This is a genomic window from Nocardiopsis sp. NPDC055824 (assembly GCF_053616335.1).
This window is the reverse complement of sequence record NZ_JBSHDN010000082.1, coordinates 1-16,277: the sequence shown is the minus strand read 5'-3', so window position 1 is coordinate 16,277 and position 16,277 is coordinate 1. Positions and strand designations below refer to the sequence as shown.

The window sequence follows — 16,277 nt, the reverse complement described above, 5'->3', positions numbered from 1 at the left end:
GGAGGTGGGCGAGGAGGCCACGCCGTAGTATCGGACACATGTGCGGTCGCTATGCCCAGTCCCGGAACGTGCACCAGCTGCAGCTCGCCTTCGGGCTGCCCGAGCAGGCCCTCCCCGAGGAGGCGGACCCCCGGTCGTGGCCTCCGCTGGAGGAGCTGGAGCCGGACTACAACATCTCGCCGGGAAGGCCGGTGTACGCCGTGCTCGGTCCGCCGCCCCGGGCCGGCGACCAGGGCCCGCCCGGGCCCAGGACCCTGCACACGCTGCGCTGGGGGCTCGTCCCCTCCTGGGCCAAGGACCGCAACGTCGGCTACCGGATGATCAACGCCCGGAGCGAGACGGTCGCCGACAAGCCGGCCTTCCGCACCGCCTACCGCCGCCGCCGGTGCCTGCTGCCCGCCGACGCCTACTACGAGTGGCAGCTCGTCGGCAAGGACGGCACCGTGCAGGCCAGCACCTCGCCCGCGACCGACCCCCAGCACAAGAAGCGCAAGGCCAAGGCCGACAAGAAGCCCTACTCGATCCACTACCGGGACGACCGCCCCCTGGCGATGGCGGGCATCTTCGAGCGCTGGCGCGACCCCGAGGTGCCCGAGGACGACCCCGCCGCCTGGGTGTGGAGCTGCGCGGTCGTCACCACCGAGGCGGCGCCCGGGCTCGACCACATCCACGAGCGCATGCCGGTCGTCGTGCCGCCGGAGGACTGGGCCGCCTGGCTGGACCCCGCCTCGGGCGCCGACGAGCTCGCGCACCTGCTGGGGGAGACCCCCGTCGACCGGTTCGCGGTCGACGAGGTGTCCACCGACGTCAACACCATCAAGAACAACCGCCCCGACCTGCTCGAACCCCTCACCGACACCGGGGGTGGCGAACCGGGGACACTTTTCTGACCCCTGTGACGGTGGACACGGCGGGGGCGGCCCTGTGTATGGTGTGCGTGGCCGAAGGGCCCCGGCACCGGGATCGAGGTGCCGCGGCACGCTCGACGTGCCCACACATGTGAATACGCAACGCGGGAGCTCGCGCCATGGCGGGCTGAGAGGGCGACTCGACGGTGTCGCCGACCGCAGAACCTGTTCGGGTAATTCCGACGTAGGGAGGCATGCCATGACGGCTACCGACGGTCGTGACGTCAGTTCCACCAGAGGTTCCGCCACCGCCGTTCACCGGGTGACCACTGGTCCCATCATGGGATCATCCAAGGTCTATCGCGAGGTCGTGACCCCGGAGGGGCACACGCTCCGCGTGCCCCGGCGCAGGGTGGGACTCAGCAACGGCAGCCACTTCGACCTGTACGACACCTCCGGCCCCTACACCGACGACGCCGTGTCCGTCGACGTCCACCGGGGCCTTCCCCCGACCCGCCTGGCCTGGGCCGGGGACCACCGGACGGCCGGCGGCGCGTCCACCCAGCTCGCCCGCGCGAAGGCCGGGACCCTCACCCCCGAGATGCGCTTCGTGGCCGAACGCGAGGGCGTGGACCCCGAGTTCGTCCGCTCAGAGGTGGCACTGGGCCGCGCGGTCATCCCCGCCAACCGGTGCCATCCCGAGTCCGAACCGATGATCATCGGCAAGAACTTCCTGGTCAAGATCAACGCCAACATCGGCAACTCCGCCGTCACCTCCTCCGTGCCCGAGGAGGTCGAGAAGATGGTGTGGGCCACCCGCTGGGGCGCCGACACCGTCATGGACCTGTCCACGGGCAGGCGCATCCACGAGACCCGCGAGCGCATCCTGCGCAACTCGCCCGTCCCGATCGGCACCGTGCCCATCTACCAGGCACTGGAGAAGGTCGACGGGGACCCGGCCCGGCTCAGCTGGGAGGTCTACCGGGACACCGTGGTCGAGCAGTGCGAGCAGGGCGTGGACTACATGACGGTGCACGCGGGGGTGCTGCTGCGGTACGTGCCGCTCACCGCCCGCCGGGTCACCGGCATCGTCTCCCGGGGCGGCTCCATCATGGCCGCCTGGTGCCTGGCCCACCACAGGGAGAGCTTCCTGTACACCCACTTCGAGGAGCTGTGCGAGATCCTCCGGGAGTACGACGTCACCTTCTCCCTCGGCGACGGGCTGCGACCCGGGTCGATCGCCGACGCCAACGACGAGGCCCAGTTCGCCGAGCTCCGCACCCTGGGGGAGCTCACCCACGTCGCCCGCGCGCACGACGTCCAGGTGATGATCGAGGGCCCCGGGCACGTCCCCATGCACAAGATCGCGGAGAACGTGCGCCTGGAGGAGGAGCTGTGCGGCGAGGCGCCGTTCTACACGCTCGGCCCCCTGGCCACCGACGTGGCCCCCGGTTACGACCACATCACCTCGGCGATCGGTGCCGCGCAGATCGGCTGGCTCGGCACGGCGATGCTCTGCTACGTCACGCCCAAGGAGCACCTCGGGCTGCCCGACCGCGACGACGTCAAGACGGGCGTCATCACCTACAAGCTCGCCGCGCACGCCGCCGACCTGGCCAAGGGGCACCCCGGGGCCCAGGAGTGGGACGACGAGCTGTCCAGGGCGCGGTTCGAGTTCCGCTGGCAGGACCAGTTCCACCTGTCCCTCGACCCCGAGACCGCCCGGTCCTTCCACGACGAGACCCTGCCGGCCGAACCGGCCAAGACGGCGCACTTCTGCTCCATGTGCGGGCCCAAGTTCTGCTCCATGAAGATCACCCAGGACGTGCGCCGCTACGCGGAGGAGCACGGTCTGGACACCGTCGCGGCCATCGAGCGGGGCATGGCCGACAAGTCGGCGGAGTTCTCCGAACAGGGCAAACGCGTGTACCTCCCCCTCGCCGAGTAGGGCGTGCGCCGCGGGCGCCCCGGCGGGTCCGGCCTCCGCGGGCCGGGCCCGTCCCCCGGGAGACCGGGGGGCGGGCCGCTCGCGGAGTGTGGAAGGCCGGAGTGTCCCCCCGGCCACCCCGCACCACGTGTGAGCTCCCGCGGACGCCCTCGTCCGCGACGGAGGGGACGCCGCTCAGCCGGGCTTGCGGGCGCTGGCGACCAGGTGCACGCCGACGTAGTCGTCGGACTCGGTCGCCCGCAGCTCCATCTCCACCAGGCGTCCCATCGACCTCGGGTCGCGGGCCAGCATCATCTCCACCGTGGAGGCGGACAGCACCGTGCGGGGCTTGATCCACTCCAGTTCCAGACCCGCGTCCGAGAGCGTCTCGGTGAGCTGCTCGGCGGTGAAGCACCGGGTGATGGAACCGTCGGGCCAGGGGACCAGGAGCACGTCCGCGCTCGGCGCGTGGCTCAGCTCCGGCCAGCAGTCCTGCTCGGCGAGCAGCGCCATGCCCAGCACCACGGAGTCCACGCACAGCAGGGCGCGTCCCCCCGGGCGCAGCACCCTGGCGACCTCCGCGACGGAGGACTCGGTGGCCAGGTGGCGCGACAGGACCCGGTTGTCGGCGATCACCCCGTCGAAGACCTCGGAGGCGAAGTTGCGCAGGAAGGCGGAGTCCCCGACGACGTGGCGCAGGCGTCCGCGCCGCGCCGGGCGCGGCACCACCGCGCGCCCGTTGACGAGGGTGAGCGGGCGGCGCACCGCCATGTCGGCGGAGGGGAGCAGGGTCACGACGTCGTGGCCGGCGGCCACCGCGCGCGGGGTGCCCTGGTAGTCGGGGCTGGACACGTCGAGGAGCCGGGAGGGTGCCTCGGGGAGCCAGCGGGCGATCTGCGCCTCCGCGACCGCCCAGTAGAACCGCCAGTAGTCCGAGAGGCGGTCGGGGGTGGCGAACTGCGCCGCGGGCGAGCGGGGGCGTTCGGAGGCAGGGGTTGAGGACGGTTGCACGTGCGCTCCTCTCCCATCCTTCAAGTGGTCCTACCCGCACTCTGCCATGCCTCACCTCCGATGACCGAGGCAAACGACAATTTCGGGCGGGTAAGGGACCTTCGTCCCCCCGGTGGCGCGGAATCAGCCCGGCGCGAACGTTGTTGTCCTCCACACCGCCACCGGAAGCGGACGTCCGGGGCGGACGAAAGTCCTATGAGGAGGGTCGTCAGAGCATGCCGACTGCCGGTTCATGTCTCGAGCGCGGGGAGACGGCGTCGCCGCCACGCGGTGGCGGTGCGCGGGTCAGGGCCACGGGACCGTATCGTTGGGGTATGGATGCCCCAGCTGGGACCAGTGCGAGGAGGCCGACGGGCTTGGAACAGGGCCAGGAGACAGCCGAGGAGAGGGACGAGCGGTTCGAGAGGGACGTGCTCCCCTTCCTCGACCAGCTCTACTCCGCGGCGTTGCGGATGACACGCAACCCCGCTGACGCGGAGGACCTCGTCCAGGAGACCTTCGCCAAGGCGTTCGGTTCGTTCCACCAGTTCAAACAGGGGACGAACCTCAAGGCGTGGCTGTACCGCATCCTCACCAACACCTTCATCAACTCCTACCGCAAGAAGCAGCGGGAGCCGAAGCAGGCGGGGACCGAGGACGTCGAGGACTGGCAGCTGGCCCAGGCCGCGTCGCACACCGCGGCCGGTCTGAAGTCGGCCGAGGCCGAGGCGCTCGAACACCTCCCCGACAGCGACGTCAAGCGGGCGCTCCAGGAGCTGCCCGAGGACTTCCGGATCGCCGTGTACCTCGCCGACGTCGAGGGCTTCGCGTACAAGGAGGTCGCCGAGATCATGGGGACGCCGATCGGGACGGTCATGTCCCGTCTGCACAGAGGCCGTCGCCAGCTCCGGTCGCACCTGGAGGAGTACGCGGCGGAGCGCGGCTTCCTGCCGGCGAGGGCGGCCGCGGCCGCCGGCGTCGCCTCGGGAACGTCCGCTGGTGGGGGTCAGGACGGGTCGGATCGAGGAGATCTGCGATGAGCGGCGGTCACGGCGAACACAGCGACACCCCGTGCAGCGAGGTGCTCGACAAGCTCTACACCTATATCGACGGTGAGCTCGAGGAGCGCAACTGCGAGCAGATCAGGGAGCACCTGGACGGCTGCAGCCCCTGCCTGGAGGAGTACGGGCTCGACGAGGCGGTGAAGAAGCTCGTGGCCAAGCACTGCGGTTGCGACCCCGTCCCGATGGACCTGCGCGACAAGGTGCTGGGGCGTCTGGCCCTGGCGCGCACGGAGCAGCTGGCCAAGGAGGCCGGCGCGGAGGCGCCGGGAGCGCCCGCCTGAGGGCCTCGTCCTCGGCCTCCGACACCCGAGACGGCGGTACCTGGAATTCCAGGTACCGCCATTGTCTATTTTGTGCCCCATTTCTGAATTGACTGACTCTGGCTCCTTGTGTGGCAATTTAGGGCTTTTGCGTGAATGTCTTCCCCGTTTCCCCGTGGCTGCCGGAGTTTTGGTCACGTGCGGACGCGGCAACCTTCTTGCAGCGTTCTTCGACACGCCCGGAACACCGGCTCCGTCCCAGGCCGTAACCGACTCGGAATGTTTTTTCCCCCGAGTCCCCCAGACTGTTGCGAATGGTTACTTTCCGTAGTCGTTCGAGGTGGTCTCGGTCGGGTGGGCCGAGGGCAATCGTCTTGACGGCGGGTAGTCCAACCTGCTTGTCCGATGATCAGTGGTTACTCAGGGTAATAGAATAAAATTACTAATTGAATTCGTAATTCCGCATTCCGGAACTTGTTGCCATCGCGGGGTTGCGGATCGACGGTGGTTCGGGTCGGAGGTAAACAGGAGCCTGCTGTTGCCCGTTAAACTGGTCGCCATATCCAACGAATGGGGTAATTTACGCGGCGTGCCCGGGGGAATGGAGGTGCGCCTGCGTCGGGGAGAGGGGAACAACGATGTTCATCAGCATGCTCCACACCGCGATCGGTGCTCTTTGGGTCGTAACCGCCTTCACCGGGTGGTCCTGGTGGTAGAACAGAACCGGTGAAACCATGACAGTCCGGTCGTCATTGGCGGGGGGTGAACGGGGGTGCGGGCTCTTCCTCAGGGCGCGCGTGTCTACGTCGGAATCATCGTTGTCAGTGCTGTCGCCATCGTGCTCATCGGTCCCTACTCGGGAATCGATCTGCAGACGCTGGTCCTCGTCGCGATCCTCTTCGTGGTCGCGGAGTCGATCAGCACAGCCGTCCTCAAGGGCGTCAGAGCGGGGATATCACCGAGCTCGGCCGTCTCGCTGGCCGCGGTGGTCCTGGTCGGACCGGTCGGTGCGGCGGTGGTCGGTTTCGCCTCCTGCCTCACGATCCGCAGGATGGACCTCGTCAAGAGGGCCTTCAACGGCGCGCAGTTCGCACTGGCGGCCTACGCGGCCGGACACGTCTACCTTCTGCTCGGCGGAACGGTGGGGGAACCGGGCCGGGAGGACTTCCCGGCCGTGGTGCTCCCCTACGTCGCCGCCGTCCTGACCCACTCCCTGGTCAACTCGGTCCTCATCGGCACCCTCATGTGGGCGCTCGGGGTCGTGCGGCCGGGGAGCCGGAGCAGGCTCCACTGGCGTCCCCTGGTCGCCGTCGAGCTGTCCTCCATGGGCTACCAGATGCTGGGGCTCGCCATCGCGGCCGTCTGGGGAGGGGTCGGACTCGTCGCCCCGCTCCTGGTCCTGCTGCCCCTGTTCATCGCCCGCTGGACCTTCGCCCAGCAGCTGGACGAGGCGCGCGCCCACGAGGCGACCCTCGCCACCCTCTGCCAGGCGGTGGAGACCAAGGACTACTACACCCGGGGCCACTGCATGCGCGTCGCCGAGGGCGCCGCCATGATCGCCCGGGAACTGGGTATGCCCGCCGAGCGGGTGCAGAAGATCCGGTACGCCGGAATGCTGCACGACATCGGCAAGCTCGGAGTACCCACCAAGGTGTTGCAGAAGACGGGCAAACTCACCGACGACGAGTACGCGGCCATCAAGCTCCACCCGACCCGCGGCTACGAGATCGTCCGCGAGATCAGCTTCCTGGACGAGGCGCTGGCCGGGATCCGCCACCACCACGAGCGCCTCGACGGGCGCGGCTACCCCATGGGGCTGGTGGGGATGGAGATCCCCGAGTCCGCGCGCATCATCAGCGTCGCCGACGTCTTCGACTGTCTCACCTCCACGCGCTCCTACCGGCAGGCGTGGTCGGCGGAGGACGCCATCGCCGAGCTCCGCGCCTGTGCCGGGACCCAGTTCGACCCCAGGATGGTGGAGGCCCTCGTGCGCGCCGTCGAACGGGAGGGCTGGGAGACGCCGGACATCGCCGAGCCCCCGGGCGGCTGCTACACCGAGGCGGACCCCACGAACCGGACCTGCCCGGGGTCCGTGGACACCGCGGCCGGCGACGAGGCGCCGGCTCCGGCGCCCGTGCCGGAGCCGGAGGAGGAGGCGGCCGACACGGCCGCTCCCGCCGACGCGGTGACGGGCGGGAGCGAGCGATGATGACCCAGAAGCAGTCCGACGGCGCGGGGACGTCGCGCCCGGCGCTGAGCGGACCCGAGGGCGGGGCCCTCAGCCACCAGCGCCCGCGCGGCCCCCTCTGGCGCACGGCCCGGCCGTTCCGCGCCGTGCTCGTCGGCTCGGTGGGGGCCGGGGCCCTGGCCGCCCTGGTGTGGACGGCCGCCACCGGTTTCGTCGAACCCTACGTGGCGCTCGCCTTCTGCCTGGTCATCGCGGTCGGAGAGCTGGCCAGGATCACGCTTCCGGGATCGCGCGAGGTCGCGCCGATCGCCTCGGCCGGTGCGATCAGCTACGCCTTCCTGCTCACCCTGGGCGCCGGGCCGCTCCACCACTCCGCCTGGCAGGTGGTGGCGGTGGTCGCGCTGGGCGTGGCACTGGGGGAGCTCCCGCACGTCGCGGTGGGGCGCAGCCCCCGGGTCGAGGACGCGGTCCGCAGGGTGCTCGCCGCCACGGTGCTCGCGGTGGCCTTCCGTCCGCTGGCCGAGCAGCTGGGGCTGGTGGGGCCGTCGGTGACGGCCACGCTGCTGATGGCCGCACTGGTGCTGCTCACCTGGTTCGCGGACTCCCTGGTCGCGGCCGTGCTCAGGGCGGAGCGCCTGCGCACAAGGCTCATGGTCGCCGTCCGGGACGAGCTGCGCGCCCAGTTCGCCACGGGCGCCGCGATCGGCTCCAGCGGTGTGCTGATCGCGCTCGCCTGCACGGTGACCGGCCTGGCCGGCCTCCTGGTGTTCACGGCGCCCCTGCTGGTGTCCCAGGCGGCCTTCCGCCGCCACGCGGAGGTGCGGCGGACCTACCTGGAGACGGTGCGCGCGCTGTCGCGGGTGACCGAGGTGGGCGGGTACGTCGAGAACGGCCACTCGCGCCGGGTCAGCCAGCTGTCCCACGGGATCGCCTGCGAGCTGGGACTGGCCGAGGCCGAGCTGCTGGAACTGGAGTACGCGGCGCTGATGCACGACATCGGCCAGCTGTCGCTGCGGGAGCCCATCGCGGGCGGGGCGACCGTGCTCGCCTCCCCGCGGGAGCAGAGGCGGATCGCCGAGCTCGGATCGGCGATCATCCGGGAGACCGGCGTGCTGGACAACGTCGCGGAGACGGTCCGGCGCCAGTGCGAGCCGCTCGCGGGCGACGGCGACGAGGGGGTGCCGCCCCTGGGCAGCAGGATCATCAAGGTCGCCAACGCCTTCGACGACCTGGTGGGGGAGAACGGGGACGCGGAGCGCCGCGCCGCCGTGCTGGAACGCCTGCGGATGGACACCGACAGCGAGTACGACCCCCGCGTGGTCGACGCCCTGGCCTCGGTGCTCGCCCGGGTCTGAGCCGCCTCCCGGCGCAGGGACGGCCCCGCCTGCGCTTCCCCGGACGCCCCGGCGGGGCGCGGGGGGAGCGGCGGGGCCCGTCAGTCCAGGGGCGGGCGCAGGCGGGTGACGAACTTGTAGCGGTCGCCGCGGTACAGCGACCGCACCCACTCCACCGGGTGGCCGTCGCCGTCGAAGCTGTGCTGGCAGTGCAGCACCAGGGGCAGGCCGACGTCCACGCCCAGCAGCCGGGCCTCGTTGGGGGTGGCCAGGACCGTCTCGATCGACGCCTCCGCCTCGGCCAGGGAGACGTCGTAGGCGCTCGCCAGGGCTTCGTACAGCGAGGCGTAGCGGTCCAACTGGCGCCGGAGGCCCGGGAAGCGCCGTGCGGCGAGGTGGGCGGTCTCCACGGCCATCGGCTCGCCGTTGGCCAGGCGCAGCCGCTCGATGCGCAGCACGCGGCCGCCCGAGCGGATCGCGAGGAGCTCGGCGAGCTGGTCGTCGGCGTTGATGTAGCTCACGTCCAGGATGCGGGTCGCCGGGTGCAGGCCGTGCGCGCGCATCTCCTGCGTGTAGCTGGTGAGCTGGAGCACCTGGGCGACCTTCGGCTTGGCCACGAACGTGCCCTTGCCCTGGATGCGGAGGAGGCGGCCCTCCACCACCATCTCGGTCAGCGCCTGGCGCACCGTCGTCCGGGACGTGCCGAACTGGGTCGCCAGCGCCCTCTCCGGGGGGACCGGGTTGCCCGCGGGCATCGCCTCGATCAGCTCAAGGAGCTGCTTCTTCACCTGGTAGTACTTCGGCACCCGGGGGTTGCCGTCCAGTGTGCGCTGACCAGTCATCAGTCTCCTCCGCCGCGTCCCGCGCTTGCCGCACACACCCCGCCGGCGTGGCCGGTACGGCGGGCGGGCGGCCGCCGATTGGTGTGGACCACTGGTCGAGTGCGTACCCCTTGAGTATGCACGCCTTCATGGGATGATTTGTGAGTGCCTCACCTCAGTGATCTCATCCGGCGACACACGTCACTCAAACAAGCGGACCTGGAGTGGATCCACTCCCTGGTCTCGGACTGGCAGCTCCTCGCGGACCTGTCCTTCGCGGACCTCGTGCTGTGGGTGCGACTGCGCGAGGACGACGGCTGGGTGTCGATCGCCCAGATGCGCCCCACGACCGGCCCGACCGCCTTCCAGGACGACCTGGTCGAGGCCGTGCTCCTGGACGACATGACGGATGTCACGTCGCGGACGGCGTCGCGGGCGGTCGGCCGCAGGGCCCTCATCGACCGCGCGTGGAGCGAGGGGCGGATCTGCCGCGACGGCGACCCGGACTGGTCCGGGGGGGTCCCCGTGCGGGAGGAGACCATCCCGGTGCGCCGCGAGGGCAACCTCATCGGCGTCATCCAGCGCAGCACCAACCTGAGCTCGGCGCGCACGCCCAGCCGCCTGGAGCTGACCTACCTCCAGAGCGCGGGCGACCTGGCGCAGATGATCGCCGAGGGGGCGTTCCCGTTCAGCGACCAGGGGCCGCTCATGGTGCGGTCCCCGCGCGTGGGCGACGGGCTCCTGCGGCTGGACCAGAACGGCGAGGTGGTCTACGCCAGCCCCAACGCCCTCTCGGCCTACCGGCGGCTCGGGCTGGCGGCCGACCTGGTGGGCGCGCGCCTGGACCGCACCACCCTGGAGCTGGCCGCCACGGGGGAGGCGCGGGACGAGGCGCTCACCTACACCGCGAGCGGCCGTGCGCCGCAGGAGGCGGAGGTGGAGACGCGCGGCGTCACCGTGCAGCTGCGTGCCATCCCCCTGGTCATCGACGGGGTGCGCATAGGGGCGCTGGTGATGGTCCGCGACGTCACCGAGCTGCGGCGCCGCGAGCGCGAGCTGATGACCAAGGACGCCACCATCCGGGAGATCCACCACCGGGTCAAGAACAACCTCCAGACGGTGGCCGCCCTGCTGCGGCTCCAGTCCCGGCGCCTGGACGTGCCCGAGGCGCGGGCGGCGCTGGACGAGGCGGTGGGCCGGGTCGGGTCCATCGCGATCGTGCACGAGATGCTCTCGCACACCCCGGACGAGGTCGTGGACTTCGACGACATCGCCGACCGGGTGATCCAGATGGCGGCGGAGGTCTCCTCGACCGGCGGAACGGTCGTGCCCCGCAGGGTCGGCGGCTTCGGGCTGCTGAACGCCCTGGTGGCGACGCCGCTGTCGATGGTGCTCGCCGAGCTCGTGCAGAACGCCGTCGAGCACGGGCTGGAGCAGGGGCCGGGGCGGATCGAGGTGCGGGTGCGCCGGTTCGACCCGGAGCCCGCCCATCCGGGCTCGGGGAGCCTGGAGCTGGCCGTGTCCGACGACGGCGGCGGGCTGCCCCTCGACTTCGACCTGGAGGGCGCCACGAGCCTGGGACTCCAGATCGTGCGGACCCTCATCGTGGGCGAGCTGGGGGGAACCCTGGCGATCAAGCCGATGGAGAGCGGCGGGACCGAGGTCGCCATCAGCCTGCCGCTGGAGCGCGAGGAGGGCGAGGTGCCCTGAGGGAGGTCTCCCCGGAAGGGGAGGCGCGCGGTCCCCGTCGCGCCGCGGGGACCTCTCGTGCTCCCCGTGTGCGCACGGGGGAGCGCCGTCCGTCGGGACGCGCCTCCCGCGGCGGGTTCCGCCGCGGGGGTTCCGCCGGTGTCACCGGAGGGGGTGCGCCGGTGCGGCGGTGTACCGCTGTGGCCGCGGGTGCGGCCGAGGGGGTGTCAGCTGCGGACCATGGAGCGGTGGGAGGAGCCGCGGCGCTTCTTGAGCAGGCGGCGCTCGTCCTCGCTGGTGCCGCCCCACACACCGCCGTCCTGGCCGCTCTCCAGCGCCCACTTCAGACAGGCCGAGCTGACGGGGCAGCGCTGACAGACCGCCTTCGCTTCCTCGATCTGGATCAGTGCGGGGCCGAAGTTCCCGATGGGAAAGAAGAGTTCGGGGTCTTCGTCACGGCAGGCTGCGTCATGGCGCCAGTCCATGCGGTCCACTCCTCACGGTGAGGCGATCGGATGCTTGTGAAGCTTTTCACGATCGTGCGCGTGTGCGGATTGTGCGAAGGGCGCCCGATGGATGGGTCCCATCGGAGGATGTCCAGGCCGAGATGGTTCAGGTTTCACCCCACGGCCATGTGGGAAGCGCCCAAATTAACTCGCCCGTAACTCGCGGCGATATCTTGAGCGTGACAGGGTTCCCCGGGGCATGCAAGAGGTCCCGAGGCCGAAGGTCCTGATCGGTGTGTCAGGTGCGTCACAGTGCTTGCGAATGGCATCTATCGCCGCAATTAACAGATGATTCGTAATGCCTTCGGTACAGAGTGGAAGTTGACCTGTTCTCGGTCGCCCAGGTATTCGCCGTCGATTTGGAACGCCCTGGGGTGCGACGACGTGATGCGGAGAGAGTCCTGGTCATGCCACGTGGCGTAGCCGTCCCCCTGCGCGGGCAAGCCTTTGGGGAAGAACATTTGGGAAAGAACCCAGCCGGTGATCGCGTGTGACGAGTGGGTCAGGGCGAAAGCGTCCAGCCCCAGCTCGAAACGGGACGCGGGGGTCGGCTGAAGGGGGAGGGCGCCCGCGTACGTCCACGGTGTGGTGTTGGTGACGAGCGCGAAATACACCTCTTCGAGGGTCCTTCCGCGACTGGACACGCTTAGTGACGGATCGCGGATATCGCCCTGGAAGAACAGCTTTACCGCGACTTCGGCGTACAGCGCCGGAGTGGCCTTGCGGCCGTTCGCGCGCTCGTGCTCCACCTGCTGGACCACATCGGCGTCCCATCCGAAGCCGGCACAGAAAGTGAAGTAGCGGTCGTCCTGGTCGCTGGTGATCCGCCCGAGGTTGATCTCGCGCTCGCGCCCCTCGCGGACCGCCTCGAGCACCGCGCCGGTCGCCTCCACCGGATCGCCGGGCACTCCGAGGGCGCGGATGAACACGTTGGCGCTGCCGCCCGGGATCACCGCGTAGCGCGGACGCTTCAGCCCCTCGGGGGCCGTCAGGAGGCCGTTGACCACCTCGTTGACGGTGCCGTCGCCGCCGAGGCTCAGCACGAGCTCGTAGCCGCGGGCCGCGGCCTCGCGGGCGAGGACCACGGCGTGGTCGCGGTACTCGGTCTCGGCGACGGTGATGTCCAGCTCCGAGGCCAGGGCGCCCAGGATCACCTCACGGGTCCGTGACGTGGTCGTGGTCGCCTGGGGGTTCACGATGAATAGGGCGCGCACCCGCTCAGTGTAGGCGTTCGGGGGGTACGGGGCCCGCCGTACCCGTGACGAGCCCCGCGGGCGTCCGCCGCGGGGCCCGCGCGGCCGGGCGCGAAGCCCGGGGGCGGGCGGCGGGGCCGCGCGGGCGCGTATAGGCTCGTCGGGTGTCTTCTCGTCCCGTCACCGTCGTCGCCGCAGCAGCACTGGAGGCCCTGATCGGGCTGGCCGCGGCGGTCGGCGGACTCTACAGCTTCGTCATCGCCGTCACCGGCCGGGCCGGCGACCTCACCAACGCGATCCCCCTGGCCGCCCTGGGCCTGGGCGTGGGCGCGCTGCTGGTGTTCGTCGCGCGGGGGCTCTGGCAGCTCAGGGAGTGGGCCAGGACGCCGGTGTTCGTCACGCAGCTCTTCCTCGCGGTGGTGTCCTACTACATGTTCACCAGCGAGCAGTACGCGATCGGGGCGGTGCTGCTGGGCGTGGCCGTGTGCGCCTCCGCCGCGGTGCTCTCGCCGCCGACGACCGCGGCGCTCTTCCCCGAGGAGCGGGGGAAGTAGCTCCGCGGCCGCCCGCGGCGGACCGCCGTCCGCTCAGTCGTCCGTGGTCAGGGCCTGGCGCAGCTGCGCCAGTGTGCGTGCCAGCAGACGGGACACGTGCATCTGCGAGATCCCCAGTTCCTGGGCGATCTGCGACTGGGTCATGTTGCCGAAGAAGCGCAGCAGCAGGATGCGCTTCTCCCGCGGCGGGAGCTGTTCCAGGAGGGGCTTGAGCGACTCCCGGTACTCCACGCCCTCCAGGGACTCGTCCACGATGCCCAGCGAGTCGGCCACCGCGGGGGCGTCCTCGTCACCGCTGTCGGGAGCGTCCAGCGACACCGTCGAGTAGGCGTTGGCGGACTCCAGGCCCTCCAGCACCTCCTCCTCGGTCATCTGGAGGTGGGCGGCGAGCTCCGCCACGGTCGGGGAGCGCCCCTCCCGCTGTGACAGGTCGCTGACCGCCTTGGTGAGCGAGAGCTTCAGCTCCTGGAGGCGGCGGGGAACCCGCACCGCCCAGCCCTTGTCGCGGAAGTGGCGCTTGATCTCACCGACGATGGTCGGGGTCGCGTAGGTGGAGAACTCCACCCCGCGCTCCAGGTCGAACCTGTCGATGGACTTGATCAGCCCGATCGTGGCCACCTGGGTGAGGTCGTCCAGCCACTCGCCGCGGTTGCGGAAGCGTCGGGCCAGGTACTCCACCAAGGGCAGGTGGAGCTCCACCAGTTCGTCGCGGATCCGACGGCGCTCCTCGGAGTCCGCGTCGAGTTCGTTAAGGCGCTCGAACAACAGTCTCGCTCGCGCCCGGTCGGGCACCGCGTGTTCGGTCTTCGCTGTCAGAGCGGGCCCCCTTTCGCTCACGCCGACTCCAGGGTGCCGCGGCGTTTGTACAGGACGATGTAGACGCGGTCGTCCGGACCGACCCCCGAGTCGACCTCGCCCGCGAGGGCGGAGAGGACGGTCCACGCGAAGGTGTCGCGGGCGGGAAGGCGGCCGTCTGCGGTGAGCACCGAGACGGAGATGCGCATTCCCTCGGGGGTGAGTTCAAATTCCGTGGTCAGTTCTGTGCCGGGCAACGCCTGGGAGAGGAGCATCGCGCAGGCCTCGTCGACACCGATCCTCAGGTCCTCGATCTCGTCGAGGGTGAAATCGAGTCGCGCGGCCAGGCCGGCCGTCGCCGTCCGCAAGACGGACAGATAAGCGCTGTCCGCAGGCATGTTGACGGTGACAGCGTCCCTGACGCCAATGGCGTCGGCCGTGGGCACAGCGGTTTCTTCGGTCACGTCCCTCCTTCGGGGGGCGAGGTTGCCGCTTGAAAGCAATGTATCTCGTTTCACCCTGCCACTGACGCAGGGAGAACGGATCGTGTCCGATGGATCCGGAATGAAGGCGAGACGATCGCCCCCTCTCAGCCCCGCGGGGAGCCCAGGGCGGTCAGCGCCGCGCCGTCCAGGCGGCGCACCGTCCATCCGTCCATGGGCCGGGAGCCGAGCGCCTCGTAGAACCGGATCGAGGGCTCGTTCCAGTCGAGGACGGACCACTCCAGGCGGGAGTAGCCGCGCTCCACGCAGATCTCCGCCAGGGTCCGGAGCAGGGCCAGGCCGTGGCCCCCGCCGCGCGCCTCCTGGCGGACGTACAGGTCCTCCAGGTAGACGCCGTGCCTGCCGGTCCAGGTGGAGAAGTTGAGGAACCAGAGCGCGAACCCGACGGGAACGGCGTCGCCGTCCCCGCCGACGTCCTCCGCGATGTGCGCGAACACCGACGCGTCCGGGCCGAAGAGCGCGGTGCGCAGGTCGTCCTGGGTGGCGACCGCCGCCTCGGGCTCCTTCTCGTACTCGGCGAGCTCCCGGATCATCCGGTGGATGACGGGGACGTCGTCGGGCCGGGCGGGACGGATCATCGGGTCACCTCGGGTCGCGGATCGGCGGACACGGTCACCCACAGCCTATGCGCTGGGGAGGGAGGAACCCGTGGGCCGCCCGCGCGGCCGGGGGACGGGGCGCCCGGCCGTCCGCACGCGGGAGGGCCGTGGGTCCTCACGGGGCCGGGGAGCGGGGGCGGCGGGCGCGTTCGGCACGGCCCGGAAGCCCTACCGCCCGCGCTCATGGCCGGTGGGCGACCACGCGTTCGACGAGACCCAGCACCAGGCGGTCGTGGTGGCCGATCTCGAAGCCGACCTCCGCGGCGACCTCCCTGGGCAGGCGGCGCGGGTTCTCGCGGCGCTGCTCGACGAGCCGTCCGGGCAGCCGGGCGTACTCGATGTGGTCGACCATGAGGAGCCTGCCGCCCGGCACCAGGACCCGGTACATCTCCGCCAGCGCGCGCCGCTGGTCCGGCACGGCGCACAGCGCCAGCGTGCACAGGACGGTGCCGAAGGTCTGGTCGGGGAAGTCCAGGTCCTGGGGGTCGCCCTCGACGAGGCGGGCGGGCATGCCCAGCTCGTCGGCCCTCTCGCGGGCCCGGGACAGCGCCTCCGGGTCGGGGTCGATGCCGGTGAGCCGGACCTGGGGAGGGTAGTGGCGCAGGTTCCTGCCCGCGCCCACCGCCACCTCCAGCGTGTGCCCCCGGGCCCCGGCGCACAGGATCTCCCGCGTCCGGCGCATGGCCGGGCTCTGGAAGCGCCCGCCGTGGTCGTGATGGGCGGTCGGCCGCTCCCCGCGCCTGCGGCCGTCCTCGGTGCGCGAATCCATGTCTCCCCCTGGCAGCGGCGCCTACACCACGACTCTGGGTCCCCGCCGTCTTCGGGTCAAGGGGAAGACGGGGCGCGTTCCCGGCCGGTTCCGGCCTTCCGGCCCCGGGCGGGCCCTCCCGGGACCGGGCCGGAAGACGCGGGCGCCCCGCACCGGCGGGGCGGGGCGCCCCGGGGAGGCGACCCCCACTATAGCACCATTGGCAGGGAGGCCCCGGGGCGCTCGGGCCGGGGGGCG

Annotated in this window: 16 protein-coding genes; 8 read left to right on the top strand and 8 right to left on the bottom strand. The window is 71.0% G+C overall.

The window, feature by feature from the left end; translation table 11 throughout:
* Positions 1-38 precede the first annotated feature (38 nt).
* Positions 39-890: an SOS response-associated peptidase gene (locus tag ACWGL3_RS17695; RefSeq protein ID WP_267948345.1), complete on the top strand. Its 852-nt coding sequence runs from the start codon at positions 39-41 to the stop codon at positions 888-890.
* Positions 891-1,107: 217 nt separating this feature from the next.
* Complete coding sequence (gene thiC / locus ACWGL3_RS17690; protein WP_267948346.1) at positions 1,108-2,796, top strand: phosphomethylpyrimidine synthase ThiC; 1,689 nt, start codon at positions 1,108-1,110, stop codon at positions 2,794-2,796.
* Positions 2,797-2,970: 174 nt separating this feature from the next.
* Here thiC and ACWGL3_RS17685 read toward each other — a convergent pair whose 3' ends face one another.
* A complete protein-coding gene (locus ACWGL3_RS17685) occupies positions 2,971-3,786 on the bottom strand; it encodes a class I SAM-dependent methyltransferase (RefSeq protein ID WP_267948347.1) in 816 nt (271 codons plus the stop codon).
* A 356-nt stretch (positions 3,787-4,142) separates the two neighbouring features.
* On the opposite strand from ACWGL3_RS17685, the gene ACWGL3_RS17680 reads away from it, so the two are divergent.
* From ACWGL3_RS17680 to ACWGL3_RS17665, 4 genes are all read left to right on the top strand, one after another.
* Positions 4,143-4,805, top strand: a complete 663-nt coding sequence (locus tag ACWGL3_RS17680; RefSeq protein ID WP_276567186.1) for a sigma-70 family RNA polymerase sigma factor — start codon at positions 4,143-4,145, stop codon at positions 4,803-4,805.
* Entirely contained in the window at positions 4,802-5,110 is a 309-nt protein-coding gene (rsrA, locus tag ACWGL3_RS17675; protein ID WP_267948349.1) for a mycothiol system anti-sigma-R factor, read from the top strand. The genes ACWGL3_RS17680 and rsrA overlap by 4 nt, the downstream gene beginning before the upstream one ends.
* Before the next feature lie 817 nt (positions 5,111-5,927).
* The gene (locus tag ACWGL3_RS17670; protein WP_267950265.1) at positions 5,928-7,298 is read left to right on the top strand and encodes an HD-GYP domain-containing protein; all 1,371 of its coding nucleotides are present in this window, start codon (positions 5,928-5,930) and stop codon (positions 7,296-7,298) included.
* Positions 7,298-8,632, top strand: a complete 1,335-nt coding sequence (locus ACWGL3_RS17665) for an HD-GYP domain-containing protein (protein WP_267948350.1) — start codon at positions 7,298-7,300, stop codon at positions 8,630-8,632. Before ACWGL3_RS17670 ends, ACWGL3_RS17665 begins: the two co-directional genes overlap by 1 nt.
* An 80-nt stretch (positions 8,633-8,712) precedes the next feature.
* Here ACWGL3_RS17665 and ACWGL3_RS17660 read toward each other — a convergent pair whose 3' ends face one another.
* On the bottom strand, positions 8,713-9,453 hold the full coding sequence (locus ACWGL3_RS17660; protein ID WP_267948351.1) for a GntR family transcriptional regulator: 741 nt from the start codon (positions 9,451-9,453) through the stop codon (positions 8,713-8,715).
* A 144-nt stretch (positions 9,454-9,597) separates the two neighbouring features.
* On the opposite strand from ACWGL3_RS17660, the gene ACWGL3_RS17655 reads away from it, so the two are divergent.
* A complete protein-coding gene (locus ACWGL3_RS17655) occupies positions 9,598-11,142 on the top strand; it encodes a sensor histidine kinase (RefSeq protein WP_267948352.1) in 1,545 nt (514 codons plus the stop codon).
* 206 nt (positions 11,143-11,348) lie between these two features.
* Here the strand turns inward: ACWGL3_RS17655 and ACWGL3_RS17650 are convergent, their stop codons facing one another.
* Entirely contained in the window at positions 11,349-11,606 is a 258-nt protein-coding gene (locus ACWGL3_RS17650) for a WhiB family transcriptional regulator (RefSeq protein ID WP_267948353.1), read from the bottom strand.
* 302 nt (positions 11,607-11,908) lie between these two features.
* Entirely contained in the window at positions 11,909-12,841 is a 933-nt protein-coding gene (locus ACWGL3_RS17645) for a diacylglycerol/lipid kinase family protein (protein WP_267948354.1), read from the bottom strand.
* 143 nt (positions 12,842-12,984) lie between these two features.
* On the opposite strand from ACWGL3_RS17645, the gene ACWGL3_RS17640 reads away from it, so the two are divergent.
* On the top strand, positions 12,985-13,374 hold the full coding sequence (locus ACWGL3_RS17640; protein ID WP_267948355.1) for a hypothetical protein: 390 nt from the start codon (positions 12,985-12,987) through the stop codon (positions 13,372-13,374).
* A 33-nt stretch (positions 13,375-13,407) separates the two neighbouring features.
* On the opposite strand, the gene ACWGL3_RS17635 is transcribed toward ACWGL3_RS17640, so the two are convergent.
* The 4 genes from ACWGL3_RS17635 to ACWGL3_RS17620 form a co-directional block, all read right to left on the bottom strand.
* Positions 13,408-14,166: an RNA polymerase sigma factor SigF gene (locus tag ACWGL3_RS17635; RefSeq protein WP_267950266.1), complete on the bottom strand. Its 759-nt coding sequence runs from the start codon at positions 14,164-14,166 to the stop codon at positions 13,408-13,410.
* A 41-nt stretch (positions 14,167-14,207) separates the two neighbouring features.
* On the bottom strand, positions 14,208-14,633 hold the full coding sequence (locus tag ACWGL3_RS17630) for an ATP-binding protein (RefSeq protein WP_267948356.1): 426 nt from the start codon (positions 14,631-14,633) through the stop codon (positions 14,208-14,210).
* A 125-nt stretch (positions 14,634-14,758) separates the two neighbouring features.
* Positions 14,759-15,250, bottom strand: a complete 492-nt coding sequence (locus ACWGL3_RS17625; RefSeq protein ID WP_452461561.1) for an N-acetyltransferase family protein — start codon at positions 15,248-15,250, stop codon at positions 14,759-14,761.
* A 202-nt stretch (positions 15,251-15,452) separates the two neighbouring features.
* Positions 15,453-16,040, bottom strand: a complete 588-nt coding sequence (locus tag ACWGL3_RS17620; RefSeq protein ID WP_267948358.1) for a class I SAM-dependent methyltransferase — start codon at positions 16,038-16,040, stop codon at positions 15,453-15,455.
* Between the last annotated feature and the right edge of the window lie 237 nt (positions 16,041-16,277).

Bases quoted from the DNA above. Each gene is read 5' to 3' on its own strand.
- ACWGL3_RS17695 (WP_267948345.1), top strand. From the start codon at position 39: ATGTGCGGTCGCTATGCCCAGTCCCGGAACGTGCACCAGCTGCAGCTC.
- thiC (WP_267948346.1), top strand. From the start codon at position 1,108: ATGACGGCTACCGACGGTCGTGACGTCAGTTCCACCAGAGGTTCCGCC.
- rsrA (WP_267948349.1), top strand. From the start codon at position 4,802: ATGAGCGGCGGTCACGGCGAACACAGCGACACCCCGTGCAGCGAGGTG.
- ACWGL3_RS17665 (WP_267948350.1), top strand. From the start codon at position 7,298: ATGACCCAGAAGCAGTCCGACGGCGCGGGGACGTCGCGCCCGGCGCTG.
- ACWGL3_RS17660 (WP_267948351.1), bottom strand. From the start codon at position 9,453: ATGACTGGTCAGCGCACACTGGACGGCAACCCCCGGGTGCCGAAGTAC.
- ACWGL3_RS17650 (WP_267948353.1), bottom strand. From the start codon at position 11,606: ATGGACTGGCGCCATGACGCAGCCTGCCGTGACGAAGACCCCGAACTC.
- ACWGL3_RS17625 (WP_452461561.1), bottom strand. From the start codon at position 15,250: ATGATCCGTCCCGCCCGGCCCGACGACGTCCCCGTCATCCACCGGATG.
- ACWGL3_RS17620 (WP_267948358.1), bottom strand. From the start codon at position 16,040: ATGGATTCGCGCACCGAGGACGGCCGCAGGCGCGGGGAGCGGCCGACC.